Genomic DNA, 22,713 nt, shown 5'->3' on the forward strand with positions numbered 1-22,713 from the left:
CCGATTGGAGCAGCATGAGCGAGGTCTTCCCCACCCCCCAGGAGATCGTGGTCGTCGGTGCGGGCATGGTCGCGCACCGTTTCGTCGAGAGCCTGATCAGCCGGTCGGAGACACCGATGCATGTGACGGTGATCGGCGACGAAGCGCGTCGACCCTACGACCGGGTCGGTCTCACGGGCTTCTTCTCGGGAGCGACGCCCGATGATCTCGAGCTCGATCGCTCGGTGTTCGACGACTTCCGCGTGCGATTCCTGGCCGATGACAGGGCTCTGCGGATCGATCGCTCGGCACGCACGGTCACGACGAGGTCGCGCAAGAGCATCCCGTACGACACGCTGGTGCTCGCCACCGGATCGTACGCCGCGAAGGTCGCCGTGGACGGCGCGGACCTGCCCGGCTGCTTCGTCTATCGCACCCTCGACGACGTTCAGGGACTCAAGGACTTCGTCGAGCGGAGGGCCCGGATGCTCGATCGTCCCCTGCGTGGTGCGGTCATCGGCGGAGGGCTCCTCGGGCTCGAAGCCGCCGGCGCTCTGCAGGGGATGGATGTCGAGACCACCGTGGTGCAGTACTCCGATCGCCTGATGTCGGCCCAGCTCGACTCGGCAGGCGGGGGGATGCTCAAGCGCCTGCTCGAGGCGCGAGGCATCTCGGTGCGCACCGGATCGCGCACGACTCGGCTGGATCCCGATGATTCGGGTGCGGTGACGGCGCTCGAGTTCCAAGACGGTTCGATCGAGCGTGCGGATGTCGTGGTCTTCACGGTCGGCGTTCGACCACGGGACGAGCTGGCGCGCAACGCCGAGATGCTCGTGGACCCGCGTGGCGGTGTGATCATCGACGATCGGTGCTCGACGTCCGATCCGCACATCCTGGCGATCGGCGAGGTCGCGAACTTCGATGGTCGATGCGTCGGCCTGGTGGCTCCGGGATACGCCATGGCAGAGGTGGCGGCGACGCGTCTGCTCGGAGGCGACGCCGCGTTCCCCGGCTACGACGACTCCTCCAAGCTGAAGCTCTCGGGCGTGGACGTGGCGAGTTTCGGCGATGCGATGGCCACCACTCCGAATGCGCTCGACGTCGTCTACGCCGATCCGGTGGCCGGCGTCTACAAGAAGCTCGTGCTGTCGGACGATGCTCAGACACTGCTCGGGGGGATCCTCGTGGGCGATGCGGCGGCCTATGGGGCACTGCGTCCGCTCGTGGGCGCGAGACTCGGCGCCGACCCCGCGGCGTATCTGCTCCCGGAAGGCGGGAACGAGGCACCAGGCGGCGAGCTGCCGGATGAGGCCGTCGTCTGCTCGTGCTCCAACGTGACGGCGGGGCGGATCCGCCAGTCGGTGCACGAGGAGGGTTGCATGGACGCAGCCGCGGTGAAGGGGTGCACGAAGGCCGGGGCCACGTGCGGGTCGTGCGTGCTGATGGTCAAGAAAGTCGTCGGGCAGGAGCTCACGAAGCTCGGGCAGACCGTGTCGCATGCCCTCTGCGAGCACTTCGATCTGTCGCGACGACAGCTGTTCGACGCGGTGCGGGTGGCTCAGCTCACGACGTTCAGCGGCATCGTCGAGCGGTTCGGGCGCGGGCGTGGGTGCGATGTCTGCAAGCCGGCGATCGCCAGCATCCTCTCGGTGCTCGTCGGAGCGCACGTGCTGGACGGCGAGAACGCCGCTCTTCAGGACACCAACGATCATGTGATGGCCAACATGCAGAAGGACGGCACCTACTCCGTCGTCCCGAGGATGGCCGGCGGAGAGGTGACCCCGGAGGGATTGATCGCGATCGGTCAGATCGCGAAGGACTTCGCGCTGTACACCAAGATCACCGGCGGGCAGCGGATCGACATGTTCGGAGCGAGACTCGAACAGCTGCCGAGGATCTGGCAGAGATTGGTCGACGCGGGGTTCGAGTCCGGGCAGGCGTACGGCAAGTCGCTGCGCACGGTGAAGTCGTGCGTGGGATCGACCTGGTGCCGCTACGGCGTTCTGGATGCGGTCGGCATGGCCGTCACGCTCGAACTGCGCTATCGGGGACTCCGAGCGCCCCACAAGCTCAAGCTCGGTGTCTCCGGCTGCGCGCGTGAATGCGCCGAAGCCCGTGGCAAGGACGTCGGAGTGATCGCCACCGAGACGGGATGGAACATGTATGTCGGCGGCAACGGCGGCTTCAGCCCACGGCATGCACAGCTGCTCGCGTCGGATCTCGACGATGAGGGACTGATCAGGGCCATCGATCGCTTCTTCATGTACTACATCCGCACCGCGGATCGCCTGCAGCGCACGGCTCCGTGGTGCGAGGAGCTCGAGGGCGGCCTCGAGGGACTGCGGAGCGTGATCTTCGACGACAGCCTGGGCATCTGCGCCGATCTCGACGCGGCGATGGCGCAGCACGTCGATCGCTATGAGGACGAGTGGGCGGCCACTCTCGCCGACCCCGCCAAGCTCGACCGGTTCCGGTCGTTCGTCAACGCGGCGGACACGGCGGATCCGTCGCTCGCCTATGTCTCGGAGCGCGGTCAGATCCGCCCGGCCACGCCCGAGGAGCGCCGTAGCGGCGGGGTCCTGATCGCCGGAACCGCGCTGGAGGTGCGGCGATGACCATCGCGATCGACGACGCCACCCCTGTGCGGGTGTGCACGACCCGTGATCTCGAGGTCGAACGAGGACGCGCGGCCCTCGTGGACGGGCAGCAGGTGGCGCTGTTCCTCCTCGCGGACGGCACCGTCCTCGCCGTCGACAACCTCGATCCCTTCAGCGGGGCGCACGTCATCTCCCGGGGGATCGTGGGCAGTCGTGGGGATGCCCCCACGGTCGCTTCCCCCCTGCACAAGCAGGTCTTCGATCTGCGCACCGGCGAGTGCGTCGAGACCCACGGCAGGCCTCCGGCGGCTCTGCGGGTGTGGCCGGTCGCGGTCGACGACGGCGACGTGTATGTGCGCATCCCGGAGAGCGTCGGATCATGAGCAGGCCGCGCGTGGGCAGGGTCGACCTCGTCGGCGGGGGACCGGGTCCGGCCGACCTCATGACCGTCCGCGCCTATCGCCTGCTGATGTCGGCCGACGTCGTCGTCGCGGACCGCCTCGGTCCGTTCGAGGAGCTCCGGAGTGAGCTCCCGCCGCACGTCGAGATCATCGATGTCGGCAAGCGCCCGGGGCACCACCCGGTTCCCCAGCACGAGATCGATGAGCTGCTGGTCGCGCGGGCTCTCGCCGGGAACCGAGTGGTGCGCCTGAAAGGCGGGGATCCGTTCGTGCTCGGGCGTGGGGGAGAAGAGGTTCTCGCCTGCGAGGCCGCCGGTGTGCCGGTCAGCGTGACTCCCGGTGTCAGCAGTGCGATCTCCGTGCCGCAGGCGGCGGGCATCCCGGTGACCCACCGGGGGGTCGCGTCAGCGGTGCACATCATCAACGGACACGGCGACCTCACACCGAGCGCACTGGCATCACTGTCCGACCCGACCGTCACGACCGTCATCCTGATGGGCGTGGCATCGCTGCCCCGCCTCGCAGCCCGTGCCGCCGCGCACGGGGTCTCCGCAGACATACCGGTGGCGATCGTCGAGAACGGCCACACCGAACGGCAGCGGACGATCCGCAGCACGCTGGCGAGGGCGACGCAGGACGCGGCCGTAGAGCAGGTCGTGAACCCGTCCGTCATCGTGATCGGCGAGGTGGCTCGCGCGGGACTGCTGCTGCCGACGACGGCCATGATCGCGAAGAGCACCGCATGACCGCTGCGCGCACGCTCGATTCCGCGCTGGCGGGGTGCACCATCATCGTCGCCGCCGACCGGCGCTCGATCGATTTGGCCACCGCGCTCGAGCGTCGCGGCGCGGTGGTCCATCGAGCCCCGGCGCTGAGCATCGTGACCAACTCCGACGATGCCGACCTGCTCGCTCGGACCGAGCAGGTGATCGCTCGCGCACCGGACATCGTGATCGTCACGACGGGCGTCGGGTTCCGCGGCTGGATGGATGCCGCGCACGAGCACGGCATCGACGGTCAGCTCGATCGGGCGCTTCAGGGCGCGCACTTCGTCGCACGGGGACCCAAGGCGCACGGGGCGATCCAGCAGGCGGGGTTCACGGCCGATTGGGTGGCCGAATCCGAGACATCTGCCGAAGTCGGCGAGTACCTCCTCGCCTCCGGGGTCGCGGGCAAGCGGATCCTCGTGCAGCACCACGGCGCCGGATCGGATGGGCTGGACGAGTTGCTGACGGATGCCGGGGCCGAGGTGCTGAGCATCACGGTCTACCGCTGGGGTCCGCCGCCGGACCCCGAGGTGGTCCGCCGCTCCGCGCTGCAGGCAGCCGCCGGCGAGGCCGACGCGGTGCTGTTCACCTCGGCGCCGGGAGCCGCATCGTGGATCGCGGTGGCGGAGGAGTCCGGCGCGCTCGAGCGCATCAGGAGACGTGCCGAGTCGGGGCGCCTCCTCCTCGCGTGCGTGGGCCCCATCACTGCGGCACCGCTGCACGGAGCGAACCTTCGCACCACGATCGCCGACCGGGGGCGACTCGGATCCCTCGCTCGAACAGTCATCGCGCACTTCGGCGGGGGACGAGCACCGTCACTGCCGACGGACGCCGGGCTGGTCGAGGTGCGCAGCGGCGGGGTGCTCGTCGACGGCGCGTTCATCCCGCTCTCGCGGTCGGCGGCCGCCCTGATCGAGGCGCTCGCATCGGCGGGCGGTCGCGTGCTCTCCCGTGCAGAGCTCGGGGGTGTCCTTCCCGGCGCGGAGCGCAACGGTCACGCGGTCGAGGTGGCCGTGGCACGGCTGCGCGAGGCGCTCGGTGGCAACGAGCTCGTGCACACGGTGGTGAAACGCGGCTATCGTCTGGCCGTCACCGAGTACTGAGCGTGGCCGGCCGGGAGCAATGGCCCCGCTCGCATGTGAGGCCGTCGCGGAGGGCGGTCTCTCGAGACCGCGTCTATTCGGCGGGCGTCTCGGAGGGGGCGGGCTCGGGCGTCTCGGAGTCCGTCGGCACCGGAGCGTCGGTCGGTTCGACGGTCGGCGTGGGCGAGGGGGTCGGCGCAGCCACCTGCGCGTGCACGACCTGACTCACGACGGCACCCGCGACGATCAGTGCACCGGCGATGACGGCGATCATGTTGTCGCGCGTGCGGCGACGGATCTGGCCCTCGTGCCACGTCGTGCGGGCGGTGTGCAGGCGTGCGCGCTCCGCCTCGGTGCGCGACTGCCGCGTGCTCTTCCCGCGTCCGGCCATTGCGTGCTCCCTTACTGGACCTGACTGTGCAACGTCGCCTGAGAGCCTACCGTCGAGATCGCGTCATGCTGTTCCCGCCCGAAGTGTCGGGGCCCCACGTTAGCCTGGACGGATGACCTCCGCCGCCGCACTGCTCTCCGGGCAGACGCCTCTCGCCGTGCGAATGCGTCCGGTGTCGCTCGACGAGGTCGCCGGTCAGAAGCACCTGCTGCGCGCGGGCTCTCCGATCGTCGCACTCGCCGACCCTGCCGCCACGTCTCCGGGCGCCGTCTCGATCATCCTCTGGGGTCCCCCCGGCACCGGCAAGACCACCCTGGCGCAGGCGATCGCGCGATCGTCGGGGCGCCGGTTCGTCGAACTCTCCGCGATCACCGCCGGAGTCAAGGACGTGCGTGAGGTCATGCAGGAGGCGATCACTCAGCGCGACCTCTACGGTCAGACGACGATCCTGTTCCTCGACGAGATCCATCGATTCACCAAGGCGCAGCAGGACGCGCTGCTCCCGGGAGTGGAGAACGGCTGGGTCCTCCTCATCGCCGCGACGACGGAGAATCCCTCGTTCTCCGTGATCTCCCCGCTGATGTCGCGATCGCTGCTGCTCACGCTGCAGCCGTTGACCGACGACGACATCGGGCTTCTGGTCGATCGAGCGGTGACCGACGCGCGCGGACTCAACGGCGCGGTCACCCTGGCCGACGACGCACGCGCCGCCCTCATCCGGCTGGCCTCGGGCGACGCGCGTCGTGCGCTCACCGGGCTCGAGGCGGCGGCCGCGGTCGCGCTGTCGAAGGGTGAAGAGGGTGCGGTGCCCGCCGCGACCGCGGATGACGTCGCCCAGGCCGTCGACAAGGCGCTGCTGCGGTATGACCGTCAGGGCGACGAGCACTACGACGTCATCAGCGCGTTCATCAAGTCCATCCGAGGCTCCGACCCCGATGCGGCCCTGCATTACCTCGCCAGGATGATCGAGGCGGGGGAGGACCCCCGTTTCATCGCGCGGCGTCTCGTCATCTCGGCATCCGAAGACGTGGGACTCGCCGATCCGCAGGCGCTGTCGATCGCGGTCGCGGCGGCGGACGCCGTCGCATTCATCGGCATGCCGGAAGGGCGGATCCCGCTCGCCGAGGCGACCGTCTACCTCGCCACGACGGCCAAGTCGAACGCGGCGTACGTCGGCATCGACCAGGCGATCGCCGACATCCGCGCGGGGGGCTTCGGACGGGTCCCTCTGCACCTGCGGGATGCGCACTACCCGGGCGCGAAGCGGCTCGGTCACGGTCGCGGGTACGTCTATCCGCACGACAGCGAGTTCGGCATCCTTCCGCAGCAGTATCTGCCCGACGAACTTCGCGGAAAGCGCTACTACGAGCCCAAGAACCTGGGGGTGGAGCGCGACATCTCCGCTCGCCTCGGGCGCATCCGACGGATCCTCGACGGGCGCTGAGTCGGATCTGTTAGACTTGATCGGCTCGAAACCGAGTTTTCGAGCATCTCCTCGTTCACACCCCACCTTGCTGGCGCCCCGGCGTGCGCTGTCAAGGCAGAACGCGGACGATACGTCCGCGAGTCGTGAGAGACACGACCGCGTCATCGGAAGGACAGCTTCGTGACCACGAAGTCCCAGGACCGCCGCAAGGTCCGTCTGAGCCGTGCGCTCGGCATCCCGCTCACCCCGAAGGCCGCCCGCTACCTCGAGAAGCGTCCCTACGCTCCGGGCGAGCACGGCCGCACCAAGCGCAAGGCTGACAGCGACTACGCCGTCCGTCTGCGCGAGAAGCAGCGTCTTCGCGAGCAGTATGGCATCCGCGAGAAGCAGATGCGCAACACCTTCAACGAGGCCCGTCGTACCGAGGGCCTGACCGGTGAGAACCTCGTCGAGCTGCTCGAGATGCGTCTCGACGCGCTCGTGCTGCGTTCGGGCTTCGCCCGCACCACCGCACAGGCTCGTCAGCTCGTCGTGCACCGTCACATCCTCGTCGACGGCCAGCTCGTCGACCGCCCGTCGTTCCGCGTGAAGCCGGGTCAGCTCATCCACGTCAAGGCCAAGAGCGAGGGCACCGAGCCCTTCCAGGTCGCAGCCGCCGGCGGTCACGCCGAGGTCCTGCCTCCCGTTCCCGGCTACCTCGAGGTCGAGCTCGACAAGCTCCAGGCTCGCCTGGTTCGTCGCCCGAAGCGCGCCGAGGTCCCCGTGACCTGTGAAGTGCAGCTCGTCGTCGAGTACTACGCAGCTCGCTGAGTTCAGCTTTTCCGCAGAAGGCGTCGGGGTCACCCGACGCCTTCTGTCGTTTGCGCATACGATGGTGACACCGCGCCTTCGCGGGTCAGAGGCAAGGATGACGACATGAAGAACGTGCTGTGGTTCCTGATCGGTGTGATCGGCGGGTTCGTCGCTGCGCACTTCATGAACAAGGACCCCCGCGGTCACGACATCCTCGCCGAGGTCGATGCACGCTTCAACGAGTTCACCGGCATCATCGGCGACTCCTACCGCGAGCAGCAGGCGCGACTCGTAGACCCCGCGGACGACTGATCGCGCGCGGTCTCCCGGCCGCTGCCGCATCGTCGCCCCGCCCTTCCACACCCTGTACGCAAGGACACCTGGCACCCCTATGAAAACTGCGGAGATCGCGCAGCGCTACCTCGACTTCTTCGAGAAGAACGACCATGTCATCGTCCCCTCGGCCTCTCTGGTCAGCGACGATCCCTCGCTGCTGTTCACGGTCGCCGGAATGGTGCCGATGATCCCGTACCTCACCGGCGTCGTGCCCGCCCCGCACCCGCGGATCGCGGACCTGCAGAAGTGCATCCGCACCAACGACATCGAAGAGGTCGGCAAGACCGCTCGTCACGGCACGTTCTTCCAGATGATGGGGAACTGGTCGTTCGGCGACTACTTCAAAGAGGGCGCGATCCGCTATGCGTGGGAGCTGCTGACGAGCTCGGAGGCCGACGGCGGCCTCGGTTTCGACGAGAAGGACCTCTGGGTCACCGTCTATGAGACGGACGACGAGGCGGAGGCCATCTGGCGCGACGTCATCGGCCTGAAGCCGGAGCGCATCCAGCGACTCGGACGTGCGGACAACTACTGGAACACCGGTCAGCCCGGTCCCGGTGGCCCCGACAGCGAGATCTTCTTCGATCGTGGGCCCTCGTACGGCAAGGACGGCGGCCCCGCGGTCGACGACTCGAGGTTCCTCGAGATCTGGAACCTCGTGTTCATGCAGGACTTCATCGACAACATCCGCGGCAAGACCGAGTTCGACATCGTGGGCGAGCTGCCCCAGAAGAACATCGACACGGGCATGGGACTCGAGCGGGTCGCGTTCCTGAAGCAGGGCGTCGAGAACATGTACGAGACGGACCAGGTGCGCCCGGTCCTCGACCGTGCGATCGAGCTCTCCGGCCGCCGCTACGGCGCGGTGCACGAAGACGACGTGCGCTTCCGCGTCGTGGCCGACCATGTGCGCTCGTCGCTCATGCTGCTGTCCGACGGCGTGCGCCCGTCGAACGAGGGTCGCGGATACATCCTCCGTCGTCTCATGCGACGCACCGTGCGCTCGATGCGTCTGCTCGGCGTCGACGAGCCGGTCTTCCCCGAACTCTTCGCCACCTCGCGCGACGCGATGAAGTCGGCGTACCCGGTGCTCGAGACGGAGTGGTCGACTCTCTCCGCCTCCGCCTTCGCAGAGGAAGAGACCTTCCGACGCACTCTTGCTCAGGGGTCGACCATCCTCGATCTGGCCCTGGACGAGACGAAGAAGGGCGGCGGAGCGGCTCTGAGCGGCTCCGAGGCATTCCTGCTCCACGACACGTATGGCTTCCCGATCGATCTCACGCTCGAGGTCGCGGAGGAGGCCGGTCTCGCGGTCGATCGCGATGCCTTCGACACCCTGATGCAGGAGCAGCGCTCGCGCGCCAAGGCGGACGCACGCAATCGCAAGCGTCAGCTCGCGGATGTCTCGGTGTACCGCGATCTCCGTGCGCTGGGGGAGACGGGCTTCGACGGCTACTCGGAGCTCGAGGTCGATTCGCGCATCCTCGGCATCCTGGTCGACGGTCAGCCTGCGCAGACTGCGACCGAGGGACAGATCGCCGAGGTCGTGCTCGCCGAGACGACGCTGTACGCCGAGTCCGGTGGTCAGGTCGCCGACAAGGGCGTCATCGTCGGGCCGGGCTACGAGCTCGAAGTCCTCGACGTGCAGCGCCCCGTTCCCGGACTCATCAGCCACACCGTCGAGGTCACTCGCGGGGCTGTCGCCGTGGATGACGCGGCGACCACGGTCGTGGACGCCGCCAACCGACGTGCCGCACGTCAGGCGCACTCCGCGACGCATCTCGTGCACGCGGCCCTGCGAGACACGCTGGGACCGTCTGCCACTCAAGCCGGTTCGCTGAACCGCGCCGGGTACATGCGTTTCGACTTCTCCTGGTCACAGGCGCTCTCCGCCGACACCCGAACGGAGATCGAGGAGATCACCAATCGCGCGGTCAACGACGCCCTCGAGGTCACGACCCGTATCGTGACGCTCGACGAGGCGAAGGAGGCCGGTGCCATGGCTCTCTTCGGTGAGAAGTACGGCGACGTCGTGCGCATGGTCGACATCGGCGGTCCGTGGTCACGCGAGCTGTGTGCGGGTACGCACGTCAGCACGAGCGCCGAGATCGGTCTCGTGAGCGTGGTCGGCGAGTCGTCGGTCGGCGCATCGAACCGCCGCATCGAGGCTCTGGTCGGCCAGGACGCATTCCGCGAGCTCGCCGCAGAACGCGCGCTCGTGTCGCAGCTGACCACGTCGCTCAGGACCCCTCGCGACCAGCTCGCCGAGCGCATCGCGGATCTCTCCGCAAGCCTCAAGGCGGCCGAGAAGCGCATCGCTCAGTTCGAGTCGAAGGAGCGCGCGGGCCGTGTCCCGGCGATCGCCGAAGCCGCGAGCCGCGTCGGCGCGTTCCGTGTCGCCGCGCAGTCGCTGGGCGAGGTGGCATCGGCCGACGACGTGCGCGAGTTGGTGCTCGGCGTCCGCGACCGTCTCGGCTCGGATCCCGCCGTGGTCGCTCTCGGCGCCGTGGTCAACGGGCGCCCCGTCGTCGTCACCGCGACGAACGACGCCGCGCGCGCGGCCGGTGCGAAGGCCGGTGCGCTCGCGAAGCGCGCGTCGTCCGTGCTCGGCGGCGGTGGTGGCGGGCGCGACGACGTCGCTCAGGGCGGTGGCACGGACGCCTCTGCTCTGCAGGCGGCCCTGGAGGCCGTGTCGACGGAGCTGCAGTCAGCGTGAGCGAGTTCCGCCGGGGCGTGCGGATCGGCGTCGACGTCGGGCGTGCCCGCGTGGGTGTCGCGCGCTGCGATCCGGACGGCATGCTCGCTGTGCCCGTGGAGACCGTGCAGCGGAACGAGTCATCGATCGACAGGATCGCGGCGATAGCCGAGGACTTCGACGTGCTCGAGTTCGTGGTCGGGCTGCCGGTCAATCTGCAGGGTGCCGACACCGCGTCGACGACCGATTCTCGCGAGTTCGCGGCCGCCCTCGGGGCACGGACGGGAGTTCCCGTGCGGCTCATAGACGAGCGGCTCAGCACCGTCACCGCACACGCCGCTCTGCGTTCTTCGGGCAGAACACAGAAGAAGTCTCGTAGCATTGTGGATCAGGTCGCCGCGGTGATCCTGCTGCAGCAGGCGATCGACACGGAGAAGAGCACCGGAAACCCGCCCGGCGCCACGATTCCGCTCGACGAGGAGTCCCCCCGATAATGCCCGAACGCGAGAGCGCTTCGCCTCAGCACGACCCGGACACCCGTCTGGGCGATCTGTTCGAGAACCTTCCCGATCCGTCGCAGCAGATCCCGACGGTCGACAACACCCCGCCCGCGCCAGGGTCGCGCCGAGCGGCCCGCGCGGCCGCAGCCGCCCAGACGGGCGCTGCGCCATCGGCCCCTGCGCGGCCTGCCTCCCCGGCCGCCTCTCCTGCAGACGGCGCCGCGGTCGACGACGTGTCGACCAGAGCGATGCCGACAGCGTCCGAGGAGCCGGTCGACGGCCGACCGGCCGAGAGCACACAGGCCGACGTTACGACCGTCGGCGAACCGGCGGCCGGTGCCGCAGCAGACGCATCGGCCGGTGCCGGTGCGGCGGGCGCGCCGTCTGACGGCGCCGGTGCGGGGGGCCGGCTCGAGGACCTCTTCCATGCTCAGCCCGAGCACGACGCCGGCCATCGACCGCCGGCGAAGAGGAAGCGCCGTACAGGGTGCCTGGTCGCACTCGTGATCGTTCTCGCGGTGATCGGCGGCATCGTCGGGGCCGGGGCGTGGGCGTGGGGCACGTACGGCGACAAGATCAGCGACGCGCTCGGGTGGGGCGACCCGAAGGATTGGGAGCCCGGTCTCGCATCCGGCGAGGTGCTCGTCACCATCCATGAGGGCGACACGGGCTCTCCGGTGTCCACTGCGCTGTATGAAGCGGGCGTCACCCGCACCGAGGATGTCTTCTACGACTATCTGGTCAGCGAGAACATCGCGGTCACCTTCTATCCGGGCATCTACAGCCTGCAGGAGAAGATGACGGCCGAGGCGGCTCTCGAGGCGCTGCAGAACCCTGAGAACAAGCGAGAGAACTCCGCGAGCGTGGGCGAGGGCGCCACCATCGAATCGTCGCTTCCGGGCATGGCCGAATCGCTGGGCATGCCCGTCGAGGATCTCCAGGCCGCGGTGGACGCAGACCCCGCGACCTACGGAGTCACCGCTCAGAGCCTCGAGGGGTGGCTGTTCCCGGCTGTGTACACGTTCGACCCGGGGGTGACCGCCACACAGGTCATCCAGCGCATGGTCGACCGCACGAAGGAATCGCTGACAGAGGCCGGGGTGCCCGCCGAGGATGCGCAGCGTGTGCTGACGATCGCCTCGATCATCCAGCGCGAAGGCCTCACCGCAGACTTCCCCAAGGTCTCGCGCGTGATCGAGAACCGTCTCGACATCGACATGAAGCTGCAGATGGACTCGACCGCGCAGTACGGCTACGGGTCGCTGCACGAGGGCGTCGTGTCGAGTTCGGCCGAGGCGCTCGAGGACGACAACCCCTGGAACACCTACGTGCACACGGGTCTGCCGGTCACGCCCATCGCGAGCCCGAGCTTCGCCGCGATCGACGCGGCGATGCACCCCGCCGACGGCCCCTGGCTCTACTTCGTGACGACCAACCTCGCCACCGGAGAGACCCAGTTCTCGGTCACGTACGAGGAGCACCTGCAGGGAGTCGAGAAGTGGGAGAAGTGGTGTCAGGAGAACCCCGACGGGGGTTGCTCGGCCGGATGACCTCCCAGAGGCTCGCGGTGTGGGGCGACCCGATCGCACACTCCAAGTCCCCGCAGCTGCACGCGGCGGCATACGGCGCCTTGGGTCTCGACTGGGAGTACACGCGTCGCCAGGTCGGTGAGGCGGCTTTCGACACGGCTCTGGCCGCTCTGGATGACTCCTGGCGAGGACTCTCGCTCACGATGCCCCTCAAAGAGAAGGCCCACCGTGCGTCGGTCGCGCACGACCGCTATGCCGACCTCACGGGCGCGGCCAACACGCTGCTGCTCACCGACGGCATCCGCGGTTTCAACACCGATGTCGGCGGGATCGTCGACGCCCTGGAGCAGCAGGACCTGCTCTCGATCGACGCTGTACGCATCCTGGGCGCCGGTGCCACGGCATCCTCTGCTCTGGTCGCGTGCGTCGAGGCCGGAGCTCGCACGGTCGATGTCCGGGCGCGTCGTCCCGAGCGCGCAGCGGAGCTCGCAGCGCTCGGGCGGCGACTCGGCGTCTCGATCACGGTCTCGTCGTTCCACGACGACGCGGCCGATGTCGGGCTCACCGTCGCGACGCTTCCCGGCGGCTCCGTCCTCGACGAGGAGACGTCAGCGCGCCTGAGCGGGAGTGGGGGAGCGCTGTTCGATGTCGCGTATTCGCCATGGCCGTCGGCGCTCGCATCGGTCTGGAGCGGCGGTCCTGCCGTCTCCGGCGAGGGGATGCTGCTGCGTCAGGCCGTGCGCCAGATCCGCGTCTTCGTGCAAGGCGACCAGAGCATCCCGCTGCCTTCGGAGGACGCCGTGGTCGCCGCGATGGAAGCCGCCCTGTAGTCAACGGCCGTCACGCGGCACGATCCGAGGCGAAACGCGTGGGAGACTAGAGCAATGCTCCGCGTGCTCACGGCCGGCGAATCGCACGGCCCAGAACTCATTGCCGTCATGGAGGGTCTGCCTTCGGGTGTCCCCGTGTCCTCCGAGGCGATCCAGGCCGATCTCGCACGACGCAAGCTCGGCTATGGTCGCGGCTCGCGCATGAAGTTCGAACAGGACGAGCTGACGATCTCGGGCGGGGTCCGTCACGGCAAGACCCTCGGAAGCCCGATCGCCCTTCGCATCGGCAACACCGAGTGGCCGAAGTGGATCGAGGTCATGAACCCCGAACCCGTGGAGCTGACCGACAAGTCGCGAGGCCGCAGCGCACCGCTGACCCGTCCTCGACCCGGCCACGCCGACCTCGTCGGCATGCAGAAGTACGACTTCGACGAGGCTCGCCCCATTCTCGAGCGCGCCAGCGCGCGAGAGACGGCGGCCAGGGTGGCACTCGGCGCCATCGCGCGCTCGTTCCTCGGCGAGCTGGGCATCCGTCTCGTCAGCCACACGCTCTCGATCGGACCGGTGCGCGTGCCCGACGGCGCGGTGCTCCCGACTCCGGACGACGTCGACCGACTCGATGCCGATCCGCTGCGGTGTTTCGACTCGACGACGTCCGCACTCATGGTGGCCGAAGTCGATGACGCGAAGAAGGACGGCGACACGCTCGGCGGGATCGTCGAGGTGCTCGCCTACGGTCTTCCGCCCGGACTCGGCTCGCACGTGCACTGGGACCGCCGTCTGGACGCGCGCCTCGCGCAGGCGCTGATGAGCATCCAGGCCATCAAGGGCGTCGAGGTCGGCGACGGCTTCGAGACCACCCGCCGACGCGGCTCGGCGGCGCACGACGAGCTGTTCGCGACCGCTGACGGCATCTCGCGCGGCTCGGACCGTGCCGGCGGCACCGAAGGCGGGATGTCGACGGGAACCGTTCTGCGTGTGCGCGCGGGCATGAAGCCGATCGCCACCGTGCCGCACGCCCTGCGCACGATCGACGTGGCATCCGGCGAGGATGCCACGGCGCACCACCAGCGCTCCGACGTGTGCGCCGTGCCCGCGGCGGGTGTGGTGGCCGAGGCCATGGTCGCGGTCGAGCTCGCCAATGCGGTGCTCGAGAAGTTCGGCGGCGACAGCATCGGCGAGACGCGACGCAACCTCGACGCGTATCTCGCTGCGATCCCGGCCGAGCTGCGCACGACGCCCGCGTCCGAGGCGGCGCTCATCGCGCATGACGAGCGCGGCTGACCAGCTGTCGCTGGTGCTCGTCGGCCCGATGGCGGCGGGCAAGACCAGCGTCGGCCGCCGTGTCGCGCGCAGGCTCGGCATCCCTTTCATCGACACGGACAAGCGTGTGGTCGCCGCCCACGGGCCCATCCCCGTGATCTTCGAGGAGCGCGGGGAGGCGCACTTCCGCGCGCTCGAGCGGGCGGAGGTGGTCGACGCGCTGCGCTCGGGCGGTGTGATCTCGCTGGGCGGGGGAGCGGTGACCGACCCGGCGACCCGCAGGCTGCTGCTCGATCACCCGGTCGTCTTCCTGACCGTCACCCCGGCAGCGGTGGCCGATCGGCTCCACAGCGGCGGACGGCCGCTGCTCGCGGGCGACGATCCGGTCGGGCGATGGACTGAGATCTTCGAGGAGCGTCGAGACTGGTACGACGAGGTCGCGACCGTGACGTTCGACACGTCACGGCGCCCCATGCAGCGCATCGCCGACGACATCGTGACATGGAGAAGAGAACTGGGATGACTACGACAACCATCAGCGTGACGGGCGACAACCCCTACGACATCGCCATCGGACGAGGCATCCTCGATCAGGTGTCCGCGGCACTCGAGCCCGGAGTCCGCAAGGTGCTGGTCGTGCACCCGCCGACGCTCGCCGCGCGCGCGGCCGAGCTGCGCGACCGTCTGCTCGCCGATGTCACGAACGGTCCGCGAGAGGTGCTGCTCGCCGAGGTGCCGGATGCCGAGCAGGGCAAGCGCATCGAGGTCGCCGCGTTCTGCTGGCAGGTGATGGGGCAGGCTGACTTCACGCGGTCGGACGCGGTCGTCGGCTACGGCGGAGGTGCGGTGACGGATCTCGCAGGCTTCGTCGCCGCGACCTGGTTGCGCGGTGTGCAGCTCGTGCAGGTGCCCACCACCGTGCTCGGCCTCGTCGACGCGTCCGTCGGCGGCAAGACGGGTATCAACACCGCCGAGGGCAAGAACCTCGTCGGGGCGTTCTGGGCGCCTCGTGCGGTGGTCGGCGACCTCGACGAGCTCTCGAGCCTCAGCCCGAACGAGGCAACCGCGGGCTTCGCCGAGGTCGTGAAGGCCGGATTCATCTGGGCTCCGGAGATCCTCGACATCGTCGAGGCGGATCCCGCCCGCGCCGTCGACCCGACCACGCCGGAGTTCCGTCGAGCGGTCGAGCTCGCGATCGACATGAAGGCGCGGGTCGTCTCGGACGACTTCCGCGAGGCGGGGCAGCGCGAGATCCTCAACTACGGACACACTCTCGGCCATGCGATCGAGCATGCCGAGCGCTACCGCTGGCGACACGGTGCCGCGATCTCGATCGGCATGCTGTACGCCGCCGAGCTGTCACGACTCGCCGGACGTCTGTCCGACTCCGCCGCCGAGCGCCACCGCACGATCCTCGATTCGCTCGGACTCCCGACCGGCTACCGTGCCGGTGCGTGGCCGCAGCTGCTGGCGACGATGCAGCGCGACAAGAAGAGCCGCGGAGGGATGCTGCGCTTCATCCTCCTCGATGACATCGCCAAGCCCACGGTGCTGCAGGCGCCTGACGAGTCGCTGCTCTTCGCCGCCTATCAGGAGATCGGCGAATGACCCGCCGCATCCTGCTCGTGAACGGCCCGAACCTCAACCTGCTCGGCAGCCGGGAGCCCGAGGTGTACGGCACGGCGACGCTCGCCGACGTGGAGCGCCTCACGGCGGAGGCCGCGGCTGCTGAGGGCTTCGAGGTGCGCGCGCTGCAGAGCAACCACGAGGGGGTGCTGATCGACGCGATCCACGCCGCGCGCGCGGACTGCGACGCGATCGTCATCAATCCGGGCGGGCTCACGCACACCAGCGTGTCGCTGCGCGACGCGCTCACGGGGGTCGCGCTGCCGTTCGCCGAGGTGCACATCTCGGACGTGTACGCGCGGGAGGAATTCCGCCACCATTCCTACCTGCACGATGTCGCGGCGGTGCGGGTGATCGGCGAGGGCGTCGACGGCTACGCGAGTGCTGTGCGGCAGCTCGCAGCGCTGATCCCGTAGAATCGACTCTCGGCCCACCCCAGTCCAGATCGGACGCGAGCGGCCCCCAGACTCGAGAAACGGAAAGTCCAGCGCATGGCATCTACCGCAGACATCAAGAACGGCGTCGTCCTGAGCATCGAGCGGCAGCTCTGGAGCGTCGTCGAGTTCCAGCACGTCAAGCCCGGCAAGGGCGGTGCGTTCGTGCGCACCAAGCTCAAGAACGTCATGAGCGGCAAGGTCGTCGACAAGACGTTCAACGCCGGTGCGAAGATCGAGATCGAGAACGTCGACCGTCGTGATTACACCTACCTGTACACCGATGGTGACGGGTACGTGTTCATGGACCAGACCGACTACGACCAGATCACGGTCCCCGCTGCGACCGTCGGCGACGCGAAGAACTTCCTGCTCGAGAACCAGCAGGTCACGATCGCGCTCAACAACGGCAACCCGCTGTACATCGACCTCCCCGCGTCCGTGATCCTCGAGATCACCTACAGCGAGCCCGGCGTGCAGGGCGATCGTTCGTCGGCGGGCACCAAGCCCGCCACGCTCGAGACCGGCTACGAGATCCAGGTCCCGCTCTTCGTCGAGACGGGCACCAAGGTCAAGGTCGACACGCGCACCGGCGACTACCTCGGTCGCGAGAAGTAAGGCGTGAGCGCCCGCACGAAGGCGCGCAAGCGCGCACTCGACATCCTGTTCTCCGCCGACGTCCGTGGCGACGAGATCTCGGTGACCCTGGCCGCCGAGGCCAAGCGTGCGGCGAGCGAGCCCGCTCGCGAGGCCTCATGGCTGTATGCCCGCGAAGTCGTCGACGGCATCATCGACCACCGCGACGAGATCGACGAGCAGATCACCACCCACAGCCGCGACTGGAAGATCGAGCGCATGCCCGCGGTCGATCGGGCACTGCTGCGCATCGGCGTCTGGGAGATCCTGTTCAACGACGCCGTGCCGACGGCTGTCGCCATCGACGAGGCCGTCGAGCTCGCCAAGGAGTTCTCCACAGACGATTCGGGCGCCTTCGTGCACGGCGTGCTCGCCCGCGTCTCTCGCGCCGCCTGAGCGACGACTCAGGACGCGGTCTCCGCGATGTCGGAGGCCGCGGGAAGGATGGGGTGATGGCCGCTCCGCACGTCGATCTCCGCGACCTCATGCAGATCACCGATGTCGGGGGCTACCAGCGCGGTCTCGCCTACTTCCGCGAGGGCAATGTGCTCGACGTCGTCTGGCACGAGGATCTGCTCGAACTCGAAGGTCACGTCCGCGGCAGCTCGGACGCCCCGTACGTGACCGAGATCGTGTTCCTCTCGTCGAATGGAACGAGGCGGGTCCGGACGACCCGGTGCACCTGTCCGGTGCGAAGCGGATGCAAACACGTCGTCGCCACCCTTCTCGCGTCCAACGTCCACGAGTATTCGCAGCAGGCCGCGGCTCTCCAGCGTCACCCCGACGCTGAGCGGAAGCCGGCGGTGGCGCGCAGCACAGCGGTGCCGTCGTGGCGGACTCTGCTCGATTCGGCGGCGACCCCTCATCCGCAGCGCCTCGCCCTTGGGATCGAGCTCAGGCACCGGGAATCCCGGAGCGAGAACCACTGGGGGCCGCGTCCCGTCCGCGCGGCGACCCCCCGCGACCTGGCCCGCCCGAGCGGTGAGCTGCTGCTGGCGATCCGCCCGATGATGCGCAGCGCGCAGACCGGTGCATGGATCCAGGGAGGGGCCGGTTGGGACGCGGTCCGGCGCGACGCCTCGCAGTTCGGCCGCGAGCAGAATCGCTGGTTCGGCGATCTCCTCAGCATCTCCCGGGACTCACTCCTCTCCGGCAACGCCGGAGACTGGCTCGTTCTCGATCAGGTGGAGTCGCCGCTTCTGTGGCGACACCTCGGATCGGCCGCCGCGCTCGGCATCCCGTTCGTCGCCAGCCAGAAGAGCGCCTCGGTGCGGATCGCGTCGTCGGCCGAGGTGTCGGCGCGGATCAGCCGAGCAGACGATGGCGCGCTCGAAGTCGCAGCGGACGTGCGCATCGACGAGCGGACGGTTCCCGAGCGCGAGGTGCACCCGATCGGACGAACCGGTGTCTATGCGGCGAGCCTCGTCGGTGCGCGGATCGAGATCGTTCTCGCGGAAGTGCCGTTGAGCGAGCAGACACGCGCGCTCCTGGTGGCGTCAGACCCGATCACCGTGCCGGCCGACGACGAAGAGGCCTTCATATCAGGGGCGTACCCGCTCCTCGCCCGGCGCAGCACGGTGCGCACGGTCGGTGCGGTCGAGCTCCCGGACGTGCCGGAGCCCGAGCCCGTGCTGACGGTGACGTACGAGCGCGGCGACGTCGTCAGCTACGCGTTCGAATGGTCCTACGGGCAGTTCGGACGTGTGCCGTTCGCCTGGAACGACGCTGCCGTGCGTGACGCCGGGGTCGAGGCCACCACGCGAGCGGCGATCGAGGCGGCATGGCAGCAGTTCCGCACGACCAGCTTCCGACCGAGTGGGTCCTTCCATGACATCGACGCCGCTGCATTCGTCGCCGAGGGTGTTCCGGCACTCGAGGCCGTGGGCGTTCGCGTCGAGTCGCACGGCGAGCGCAAGGCCTACCGCGAGCTGACCGGCGATCCCGAGGTCACGGTGACGACCGTCGAATCTCGGGACTCCGACTGGTTCGACCTCGGCATCCTCGTGAGGATCGACGGTCGACTGATCCCGTTCGCCCCTCTGTTCACGGCGTTGAGCAGGGGGCGCAAGAAGATGCTGCTGTCCGACGGCGGCTACTTCTCGCTCAACCATCCGTCTCTCGATCGTCTGCGAGATCTCATCGAAGAGGCCGGCGAGCTCGACGAATGGGAGACCGGCCCGCGGATCAGCCGCTATCAGACCGATCTGTGGGAGGAGTTCGAAGACCTGGCCGACGAGGCCCAGCCCGCCGTCAGCTGGCGTGCCACGGCTGACGGACTGCGTCAGGCGACCGGAGTGCCACCCACGCCCGTTCCGACAGGGATGCTGGCCGAGCTCCGCCCGTATCAGAAGGCGGGCTTCGACTGGCTGGCCTTCCTGTGGCGTCACCGACTGGGAGGGATCCTCGCGGACGACATGGGTCTGGGAAAGACCCTGCAGCTGCTCACCTTCGTCCAGCACACGAGGGATGCCGGCGAGACGAGCCCCTTCCTCGTGCTGGCGCCCACGTCGGTTCTGAGCACATGGAGGTCGGAGGCGGCGCGGTTCACTCCGGGTCTTCGTGTGTCGATCGTCGACAGCACGAGCGGAAAGCGCGCCGACGTCCTGCGAGCGGCCGCCCGGTCGAGTGATCTCGTGGTGAGCTCCTACACGGTCGCGCGACTCGACGAAGAGGAGTTCCGAGAGATCGAATGGGCCGGGCTGATCCTCGATGAGGCCCAGTTCGTGAAGAATCCCAAGACGAGGCTGCACCGGGCCATCTCGACGTTCCACGCCGACGTCACGTACGCGGTCACGGGAACACCGATGGAGAACAGCCTGTCCGAGCTGTGGTCGCTGCTCAAACTCGCCGCGCCGGGACTGTTCCCCTCGGCGCGCAAGTTCAAGGATCGCTACATCCAGCCGATCGAGAAGGGCAAGGTCCCCGAGAACGAAGAAGGGGGCGAGTACCGCGCCCGACGCCTTGCCCAGCTGCGTCGACGCGTGAGGCCTCTGATGCTGCGGCGGACCAAAGAACTCGTCGCGCCCGATCTTCCGGCCAAGCAGGAACAGCTGCTCGAGGTCGAGCTGAGCCCGGCGCACAGGGCCCTCTACGACGTCGTGCTGCAGCGTGAACGCCAGAAGGTCCTCGGGCTGATCGACGACCTCGATCGCAACCGCTTCATCGTCTTCCGCTCGCTCACTCTGCTGCGAATGCTGAGCCTCGCTCCCGCCCTGGTCGACGAGGCCGATGCCGAGATTGGCTCGAGCAAGCTCGACACGCTTCTCGAGCGCGTGGCGGAACTGCAGGCCGAGGGGCATCGTGCCCTCGTCTTCAGCCAGTTCACATCGTTCCTCGATCTCGCCGCGGCCCGGCTGGAGGCCGCCGGCATTCCGTATGCGCATCTCGACGGCTCGACGCGCCACCGGGAGCACGTGATCGACGGCTTCAAGTCGGGGGAGCAGCCGGTCTTCCTCATCAGCCTGAAGGCGGGTGGATTCGGTCTCACGCTGACGGAAGCCGACTACGTCTTCCTCCTCGACCCGTGGTGGAACCCCGCGGCCGAAGAGCAGGCGATCGACCGCACGCACCGCATCGGTCAGACCAACCAGGTGTTCGTCTACCGGATGATCTCCACCGGCACGATCGAAGAGAAGGTGCTCGAGCTGCAGCGCCGCAAGGCCAGGCTCTTCACCGCGGTGATGGACGACGACGAGCTGTTCGCCCAGTCGCTCACGGCCGATGACATCAGGGGCCTGTTCGACGACGCGTGATTTCTCCCGGCCCGTCGGGGCGTGCGCCCAGGACCCCATCGGTAGAATCGAACGGTTCACTTCAGGAGGAATGCATGCGGATCACGGGACTCGGCCACGCCGGGATGTTCATCGAGACTGTCGGCGGGAACATCATCTGCGACCCGGTGCTCGGGCCCTCGTTCTTCGGCTCCTGGTTCCCGTTCCCCGACAACCGGGGACTCGACTGGGAGCGATTCGGCCGTGAGGCGGACTTCCTCTACATCTCGCACCGGCACCGCGACCACTTCGATCCGACGCTGCTCGAGCGCTACATCCGCAAGGACATCGAGGTCCTGCTGCCCGAGTACCCGATCGATGACCTCGAGCAGGACATCAGGGCACTGGGCTACACGAACATCACGTATGCGCCCGCCGGCCAGATCATCGAGCGCGGCGACCTGAAGATCATGATCACTCCGCTGCGAGCTCCGAGCGACGGCCCCATCGGAGACTCGTCGCTGAGCGTCGACGACGGAACCGGATCGGTGCTGAATCAGAACGATTCGCACCCCCTCGATCTCGAGACGCTGCTGCACTTCGGCAAGCCCGACGCGTACTTCACGCAGGTCTCGGGCGCGATCTGGTGGCCCATGGTCTACGACCTGCCGCTGGACGCGAAGCAGAACTTCGCGAAGCTCAAGCGGGACGCCCAGAACAAGCGCGCGATGTACTACATCGACAAGGTGGATGCGCCTCATGTCTTCCCGATGGCGGGCCCGCCGATGTTCCTGCGTGACGACCTCTTCGACTTCAACGGGGTCGGCCGCAACGGCGAGTCGATCTTCACCGACCAGAAGCAGTTCCTGGCTCACATGAGGGAGCTCTCGCCCCAGTACGACGGACACCTGTTCGTGCCGGGCACGGTCGTGACCGTCGACGGCGGCGAGGTCTCGACCGAGCAGTCGCTCTACACCGAGGCCGAGCTCGCCCACATCTTCGACGAGAAGTGGGACTATCTCGAGGAGCAGCGCGCCTCTCGTCAGCAGGAGATCGCCGACGAGGAGGCCTCGCGCGCAGAGGTCCTGCCCGCGGCCGAGATGCTCGAGGAGCTCAAGACGTGGTGGGAGCCGCTGCTGAAGAAGTCGCGAACGATCCGACTCGGCGTCGGCGGGTGTGTGCGATTCAAGATCGGCGACCTCGACATGGTCGTGGACTTCCCGCGCGCGAAGGTGCGCGAGTACGCGGGCGAGGAGTGCATCTACTGGTACACGATCCCCGCTGATCTCGTCTCGACGAACATCCGCGATCATGAGATCGACTGGTCGAACTCGATCTTCCTGTCGATGCAGTTCCAGGTGGGGCGCAGCGGAAAGTTCAACGAATTCCTCACGACGTTCCTCAAGTGCCTCTCGGTCGATCGCATCGAGTACGTCGAGAACTGGTACCAGGAGCAGACGGATCAGACCGAGGATGCCGAGATCGGCGACTGGGTCGTGCAACGGCGCTGCCCGCACCTGCGCGCCGACCTCACGAAGACCGGGAAGGTCGACAAGGACGGCGTCCTGACGTGCAGCATGCACGACTGGAAGTGGGATCTCAAGACCGGGCGATGCCTTTCGACCAGCGGCCACCCGATCCGATCGTCGAAGATCGACGAGGTCACCGACGCGGTACTCCGCGAGGCCAGCTGACGTGTCGCGATCCGCGCATCCGCAC

20 protein-coding genes are annotated in these 22,713 nt (G+C 68.3%); 19 read left to right on the forward strand and 1 reads right to left on the reverse strand.

The annotated features are described in order from the left end of the window. The first annotated feature begins 14 nt into the window (after positions 1-14). The 4 genes from nirB to AB0N61_RS05850 are packed head-to-tail and all read left to right on the forward strand — an operon-like array spanning position 15 to position 4,847. Positions 15-2,594, forward strand: coding sequence for a nitrite reductase large subunit NirB (gene nirB / locus AB0N61_RS05835; protein WP_363362416.1), 2,580 nt, complete (start codon positions 15-17; stop codon positions 2,592-2,594). Further along, positions 2,591-2,959, forward strand: coding sequence for a nitrite reductase small subunit NirD (gene nirD / locus AB0N61_RS05840; protein WP_363362418.1), 369 nt, complete (start codon positions 2,591-2,593; stop codon positions 2,957-2,959). Before nirB ends, nirD begins: the two co-directional genes overlap by 4 nt. After that, positions 2,956-3,723, forward strand: coding sequence for a uroporphyrinogen-III C-methyltransferase (gene cobA, locus AB0N61_RS05845; protein ID WP_363362420.1), 768 nt, complete (start codon positions 2,956-2,958; stop codon positions 3,721-3,723). The genes nirD and cobA overlap by 4 nt, the downstream gene beginning before the upstream one ends. Beyond that, positions 3,720-4,847: a uroporphyrinogen-III synthase gene (locus tag AB0N61_RS05850; RefSeq protein ID WP_363362421.1), complete on the forward strand. Its 1,128-nt coding sequence runs from the start codon at positions 3,720-3,722 to the stop codon at positions 4,845-4,847. The genes cobA and AB0N61_RS05850 overlap by 4 nt, the downstream gene beginning before the upstream one ends. Positions 4,848-4,920: 73 nt before the next feature. On the opposite strand, the gene AB0N61_RS05855 is transcribed toward AB0N61_RS05850, so the two are convergent. Continuing rightward, positions 4,921-5,217: a hypothetical protein gene (locus tag AB0N61_RS05855; protein WP_363362422.1), complete on the reverse strand. Its 297-nt coding sequence runs from the start codon at positions 5,215-5,217 to the stop codon at positions 4,921-4,923. Between the two features lie 112 nt (positions 5,218-5,329). Between AB0N61_RS05855 and AB0N61_RS05860 the strand changes: the two genes are divergently transcribed. The 15 genes from AB0N61_RS05860 to AB0N61_RS05930 all read left to right on the forward strand — a co-directional run bounded on the left by AB0N61_RS05860 (position 5,330) and on the right by AB0N61_RS05930 (position 22,688). Next, positions 5,330-6,661 (forward strand): replication-associated recombination protein A, encoded by a 1,332-nt coding sequence (locus tag AB0N61_RS05860; RefSeq protein WP_363362423.1) that lies wholly within the window; start codon positions 5,330-5,332, stop codon positions 6,659-6,661. 162 nt (positions 6,662-6,823) lie between these two features. Beyond that, positions 6,824-7,453, forward strand: coding sequence for a 30S ribosomal protein S4 (gene rpsD / locus AB0N61_RS05865; protein WP_067118359.1), 630 nt, complete (start codon positions 6,824-6,826; stop codon positions 7,451-7,453). 105 nt (positions 7,454-7,558) lie between these two features. Continuing rightward, positions 7,559-7,747, forward strand: a complete 189-nt coding sequence (locus AB0N61_RS05870; protein WP_053096155.1) for a hypothetical protein — start codon at positions 7,559-7,561, stop codon at positions 7,745-7,747. Positions 7,748-7,826: 79 nt separating this feature from the next. Continuing rightward, positions 7,827-10,487: an alanine--tRNA ligase gene (alaS, locus tag AB0N61_RS05875; RefSeq protein ID WP_363362425.1), complete on the forward strand. Its 2,661-nt coding sequence runs from the start codon at positions 7,827-7,829 to the stop codon at positions 10,485-10,487. Further along, positions 10,484-10,960: a Holliday junction resolvase RuvX gene (gene ruvX, locus AB0N61_RS05880; RefSeq protein WP_363362427.1), complete on the forward strand. Its 477-nt coding sequence runs from the start codon at positions 10,484-10,486 to the stop codon at positions 10,958-10,960. Before alaS ends, ruvX begins: the two co-directional genes overlap by 4 nt. Further along, positions 10,960-12,516, forward strand: a complete 1,557-nt coding sequence (gene mltG, locus AB0N61_RS05885) for an endolytic transglycosylase MltG (RefSeq protein WP_363362428.1) — start codon at positions 10,960-10,962, stop codon at positions 12,514-12,516. Before ruvX ends, mltG begins: the two co-directional genes overlap by 1 nt. Continuing rightward, positions 12,513-13,325 (forward strand): shikimate dehydrogenase, encoded by an 813-nt coding sequence (locus tag AB0N61_RS05890; RefSeq protein ID WP_363362430.1) that lies wholly within the window; start codon positions 12,513-12,515, stop codon positions 13,323-13,325. Before mltG ends, AB0N61_RS05890 begins: the two co-directional genes overlap by 4 nt. Before the next feature lie 54 nt (positions 13,326-13,379). Further along, the gene (aroC, locus tag AB0N61_RS05895) at positions 13,380-14,609 is read left to right on the forward strand and encodes a chorismate synthase (protein WP_167943482.1); all 1,230 of its coding nucleotides are present in this window, start codon (positions 13,380-13,382) and stop codon (positions 14,607-14,609) included. After that, a complete protein-coding gene (locus AB0N61_RS05900; RefSeq protein WP_363362432.1) occupies positions 14,593-15,111 on the forward strand; it encodes a shikimate kinase in 519 nt (172 codons plus the stop codon). Before aroC ends, AB0N61_RS05900 begins: the two co-directional genes overlap by 17 nt. Next, entirely contained in the window at positions 15,108-16,196 is a 1,089-nt protein-coding gene (gene aroB / locus AB0N61_RS05905) for a 3-dehydroquinate synthase (protein ID WP_167943590.1), read from the forward strand. Before AB0N61_RS05900 ends, aroB begins: the two co-directional genes overlap by 4 nt. Continuing rightward, positions 16,193-16,630, forward strand: a complete 438-nt coding sequence (gene aroQ, locus AB0N61_RS05910; protein ID WP_363362434.1) for a type II 3-dehydroquinate dehydratase — start codon at positions 16,193-16,195, stop codon at positions 16,628-16,630. The genes aroB and aroQ overlap by 4 nt, the downstream gene beginning before the upstream one ends. 75 nt (positions 16,631-16,705) lie before the next feature. After that, complete coding sequence (gene efp, locus AB0N61_RS05915; RefSeq protein WP_140037127.1) at positions 16,706-17,266, forward strand: elongation factor P; 561 nt, start codon at positions 16,706-16,708, stop codon at positions 17,264-17,266. Between the two features lie 3 nt (positions 17,267-17,269). Then, entirely contained in the window at positions 17,270-17,680 is a 411-nt protein-coding gene (gene nusB, locus AB0N61_RS05920; RefSeq protein ID WP_167943594.1) for a transcription antitermination factor NusB, read from the forward strand. Between the two features lie 56 nt (positions 17,681-17,736). Further along, positions 17,737-21,036, forward strand: coding sequence for an SNF2-related protein (locus AB0N61_RS05925; protein WP_363362435.1), 3,300 nt, complete (start codon positions 17,737-17,739; stop codon positions 21,034-21,036). 74 nt (positions 21,037-21,110) lie between these two features. Further along, the gene (locus AB0N61_RS05930; RefSeq protein WP_363362437.1) at positions 21,111-22,688 is read left to right on the forward strand and encodes a Rieske 2Fe-2S domain-containing protein; all 1,578 of its coding nucleotides are present in this window, start codon (positions 21,111-21,113) and stop codon (positions 22,686-22,688) included. Positions 22,689-22,713: the final 25 nt, after the last annotated feature.

The sequence above is a fragment of the Microbacterium sp. NPDC089320 genome (assembly GCF_040684875.1).
In the GTDB taxonomy this organism is placed as follows: domain Bacteria; phylum Actinomycetota; class Actinomycetes; order Actinomycetales; family Microbacteriaceae; genus Microbacterium.

What these genes read in the sequence shown, in the direction of transcription:
- AB0N61_RS05930 (WP_363362437.1), top strand. Translation starts at nt 21,111, where the DNA reads ATGCGGATCACGGGACTCGGCCACGCCGGGATGTTCATCGAGACTGTC.
- AB0N61_RS05925 (WP_363362435.1), top strand. Translation starts at nt 17,737, where the DNA reads ATGGCCGCTCCGCACGTCGATCTCCGCGACCTCATGCAGATCACCGAT.
- aroQ (WP_363362434.1), top strand. Translation starts at nt 16,193, where the DNA reads ATGACCCGCCGCATCCTGCTCGTGAACGGCCCGAACCTCAACCTGCTC.
- efp (WP_140037127.1), top strand. Translation starts at nt 16,706, where the DNA reads ATGGCATCTACCGCAGACATCAAGAACGGCGTCGTCCTGAGCATCGAG.
- AB0N61_RS05870 (WP_053096155.1), top strand. Translation starts at nt 7,559, where the DNA reads ATGAAGAACGTGCTGTGGTTCCTGATCGGTGTGATCGGCGGGTTCGTC.
- AB0N61_RS05855 (WP_363362422.1), bottom strand. Translation starts at nt 5,217, where the DNA reads ATGGCCGGACGCGGGAAGAGCACGCGGCAGTCGCGCACCGAGGCGGAG.
- mltG (WP_363362428.1), top strand. Translation starts at nt 10,960, where the DNA reads ATGCCCGAACGCGAGAGCGCTTCGCCTCAGCACGACCCGGACACCCGT.
- aroC (WP_167943482.1), top strand. Translation starts at nt 13,380, where the DNA reads ATGCTCCGCGTGCTCACGGCCGGCGAATCGCACGGCCCAGAACTCATT.
- AB0N61_RS05900 (WP_363362432.1), top strand. Translation starts at nt 14,593, where the DNA reads ATGACGAGCGCGGCTGACCAGCTGTCGCTGGTGCTCGTCGGCCCGATG.
- AB0N61_RS05850 (WP_363362421.1), top strand. Translation starts at nt 3,720, where the DNA reads ATGACCGCTGCGCGCACGCTCGATTCCGCGCTGGCGGGGTGCACCATC.
- AB0N61_RS05860 (WP_363362423.1), top strand. Translation starts at nt 5,330, where the DNA reads ATGACCTCCGCCGCCGCACTGCTCTCCGGGCAGACGCCTCTCGCCGTG.
- nirB (WP_363362416.1), top strand. Translation starts at nt 15, where the DNA reads ATGAGCGAGGTCTTCCCCACCCCCCAGGAGATCGTGGTCGTCGGTGCG.
- nirD (WP_363362418.1), top strand. Translation starts at nt 2,591, where the DNA reads ATGACCATCGCGATCGACGACGCCACCCCTGTGCGGGTGTGCACGACC.
- cobA (WP_363362420.1), top strand. Translation starts at nt 2,956, where the DNA reads ATGAGCAGGCCGCGCGTGGGCAGGGTCGACCTCGTCGGCGGGGGACCG.
- aroB (WP_167943590.1), top strand. Translation starts at nt 15,108, where the DNA reads ATGACTACGACAACCATCAGCGTGACGGGCGACAACCCCTACGACATC.
- AB0N61_RS05890 (WP_363362430.1), top strand. Translation starts at nt 12,513, where the DNA reads ATGACCTCCCAGAGGCTCGCGGTGTGGGGCGACCCGATCGCACACTCC.
- alaS (WP_363362425.1), top strand. Translation starts at nt 7,827, where the DNA reads ATGAAAACTGCGGAGATCGCGCAGCGCTACCTCGACTTCTTCGAGAAG.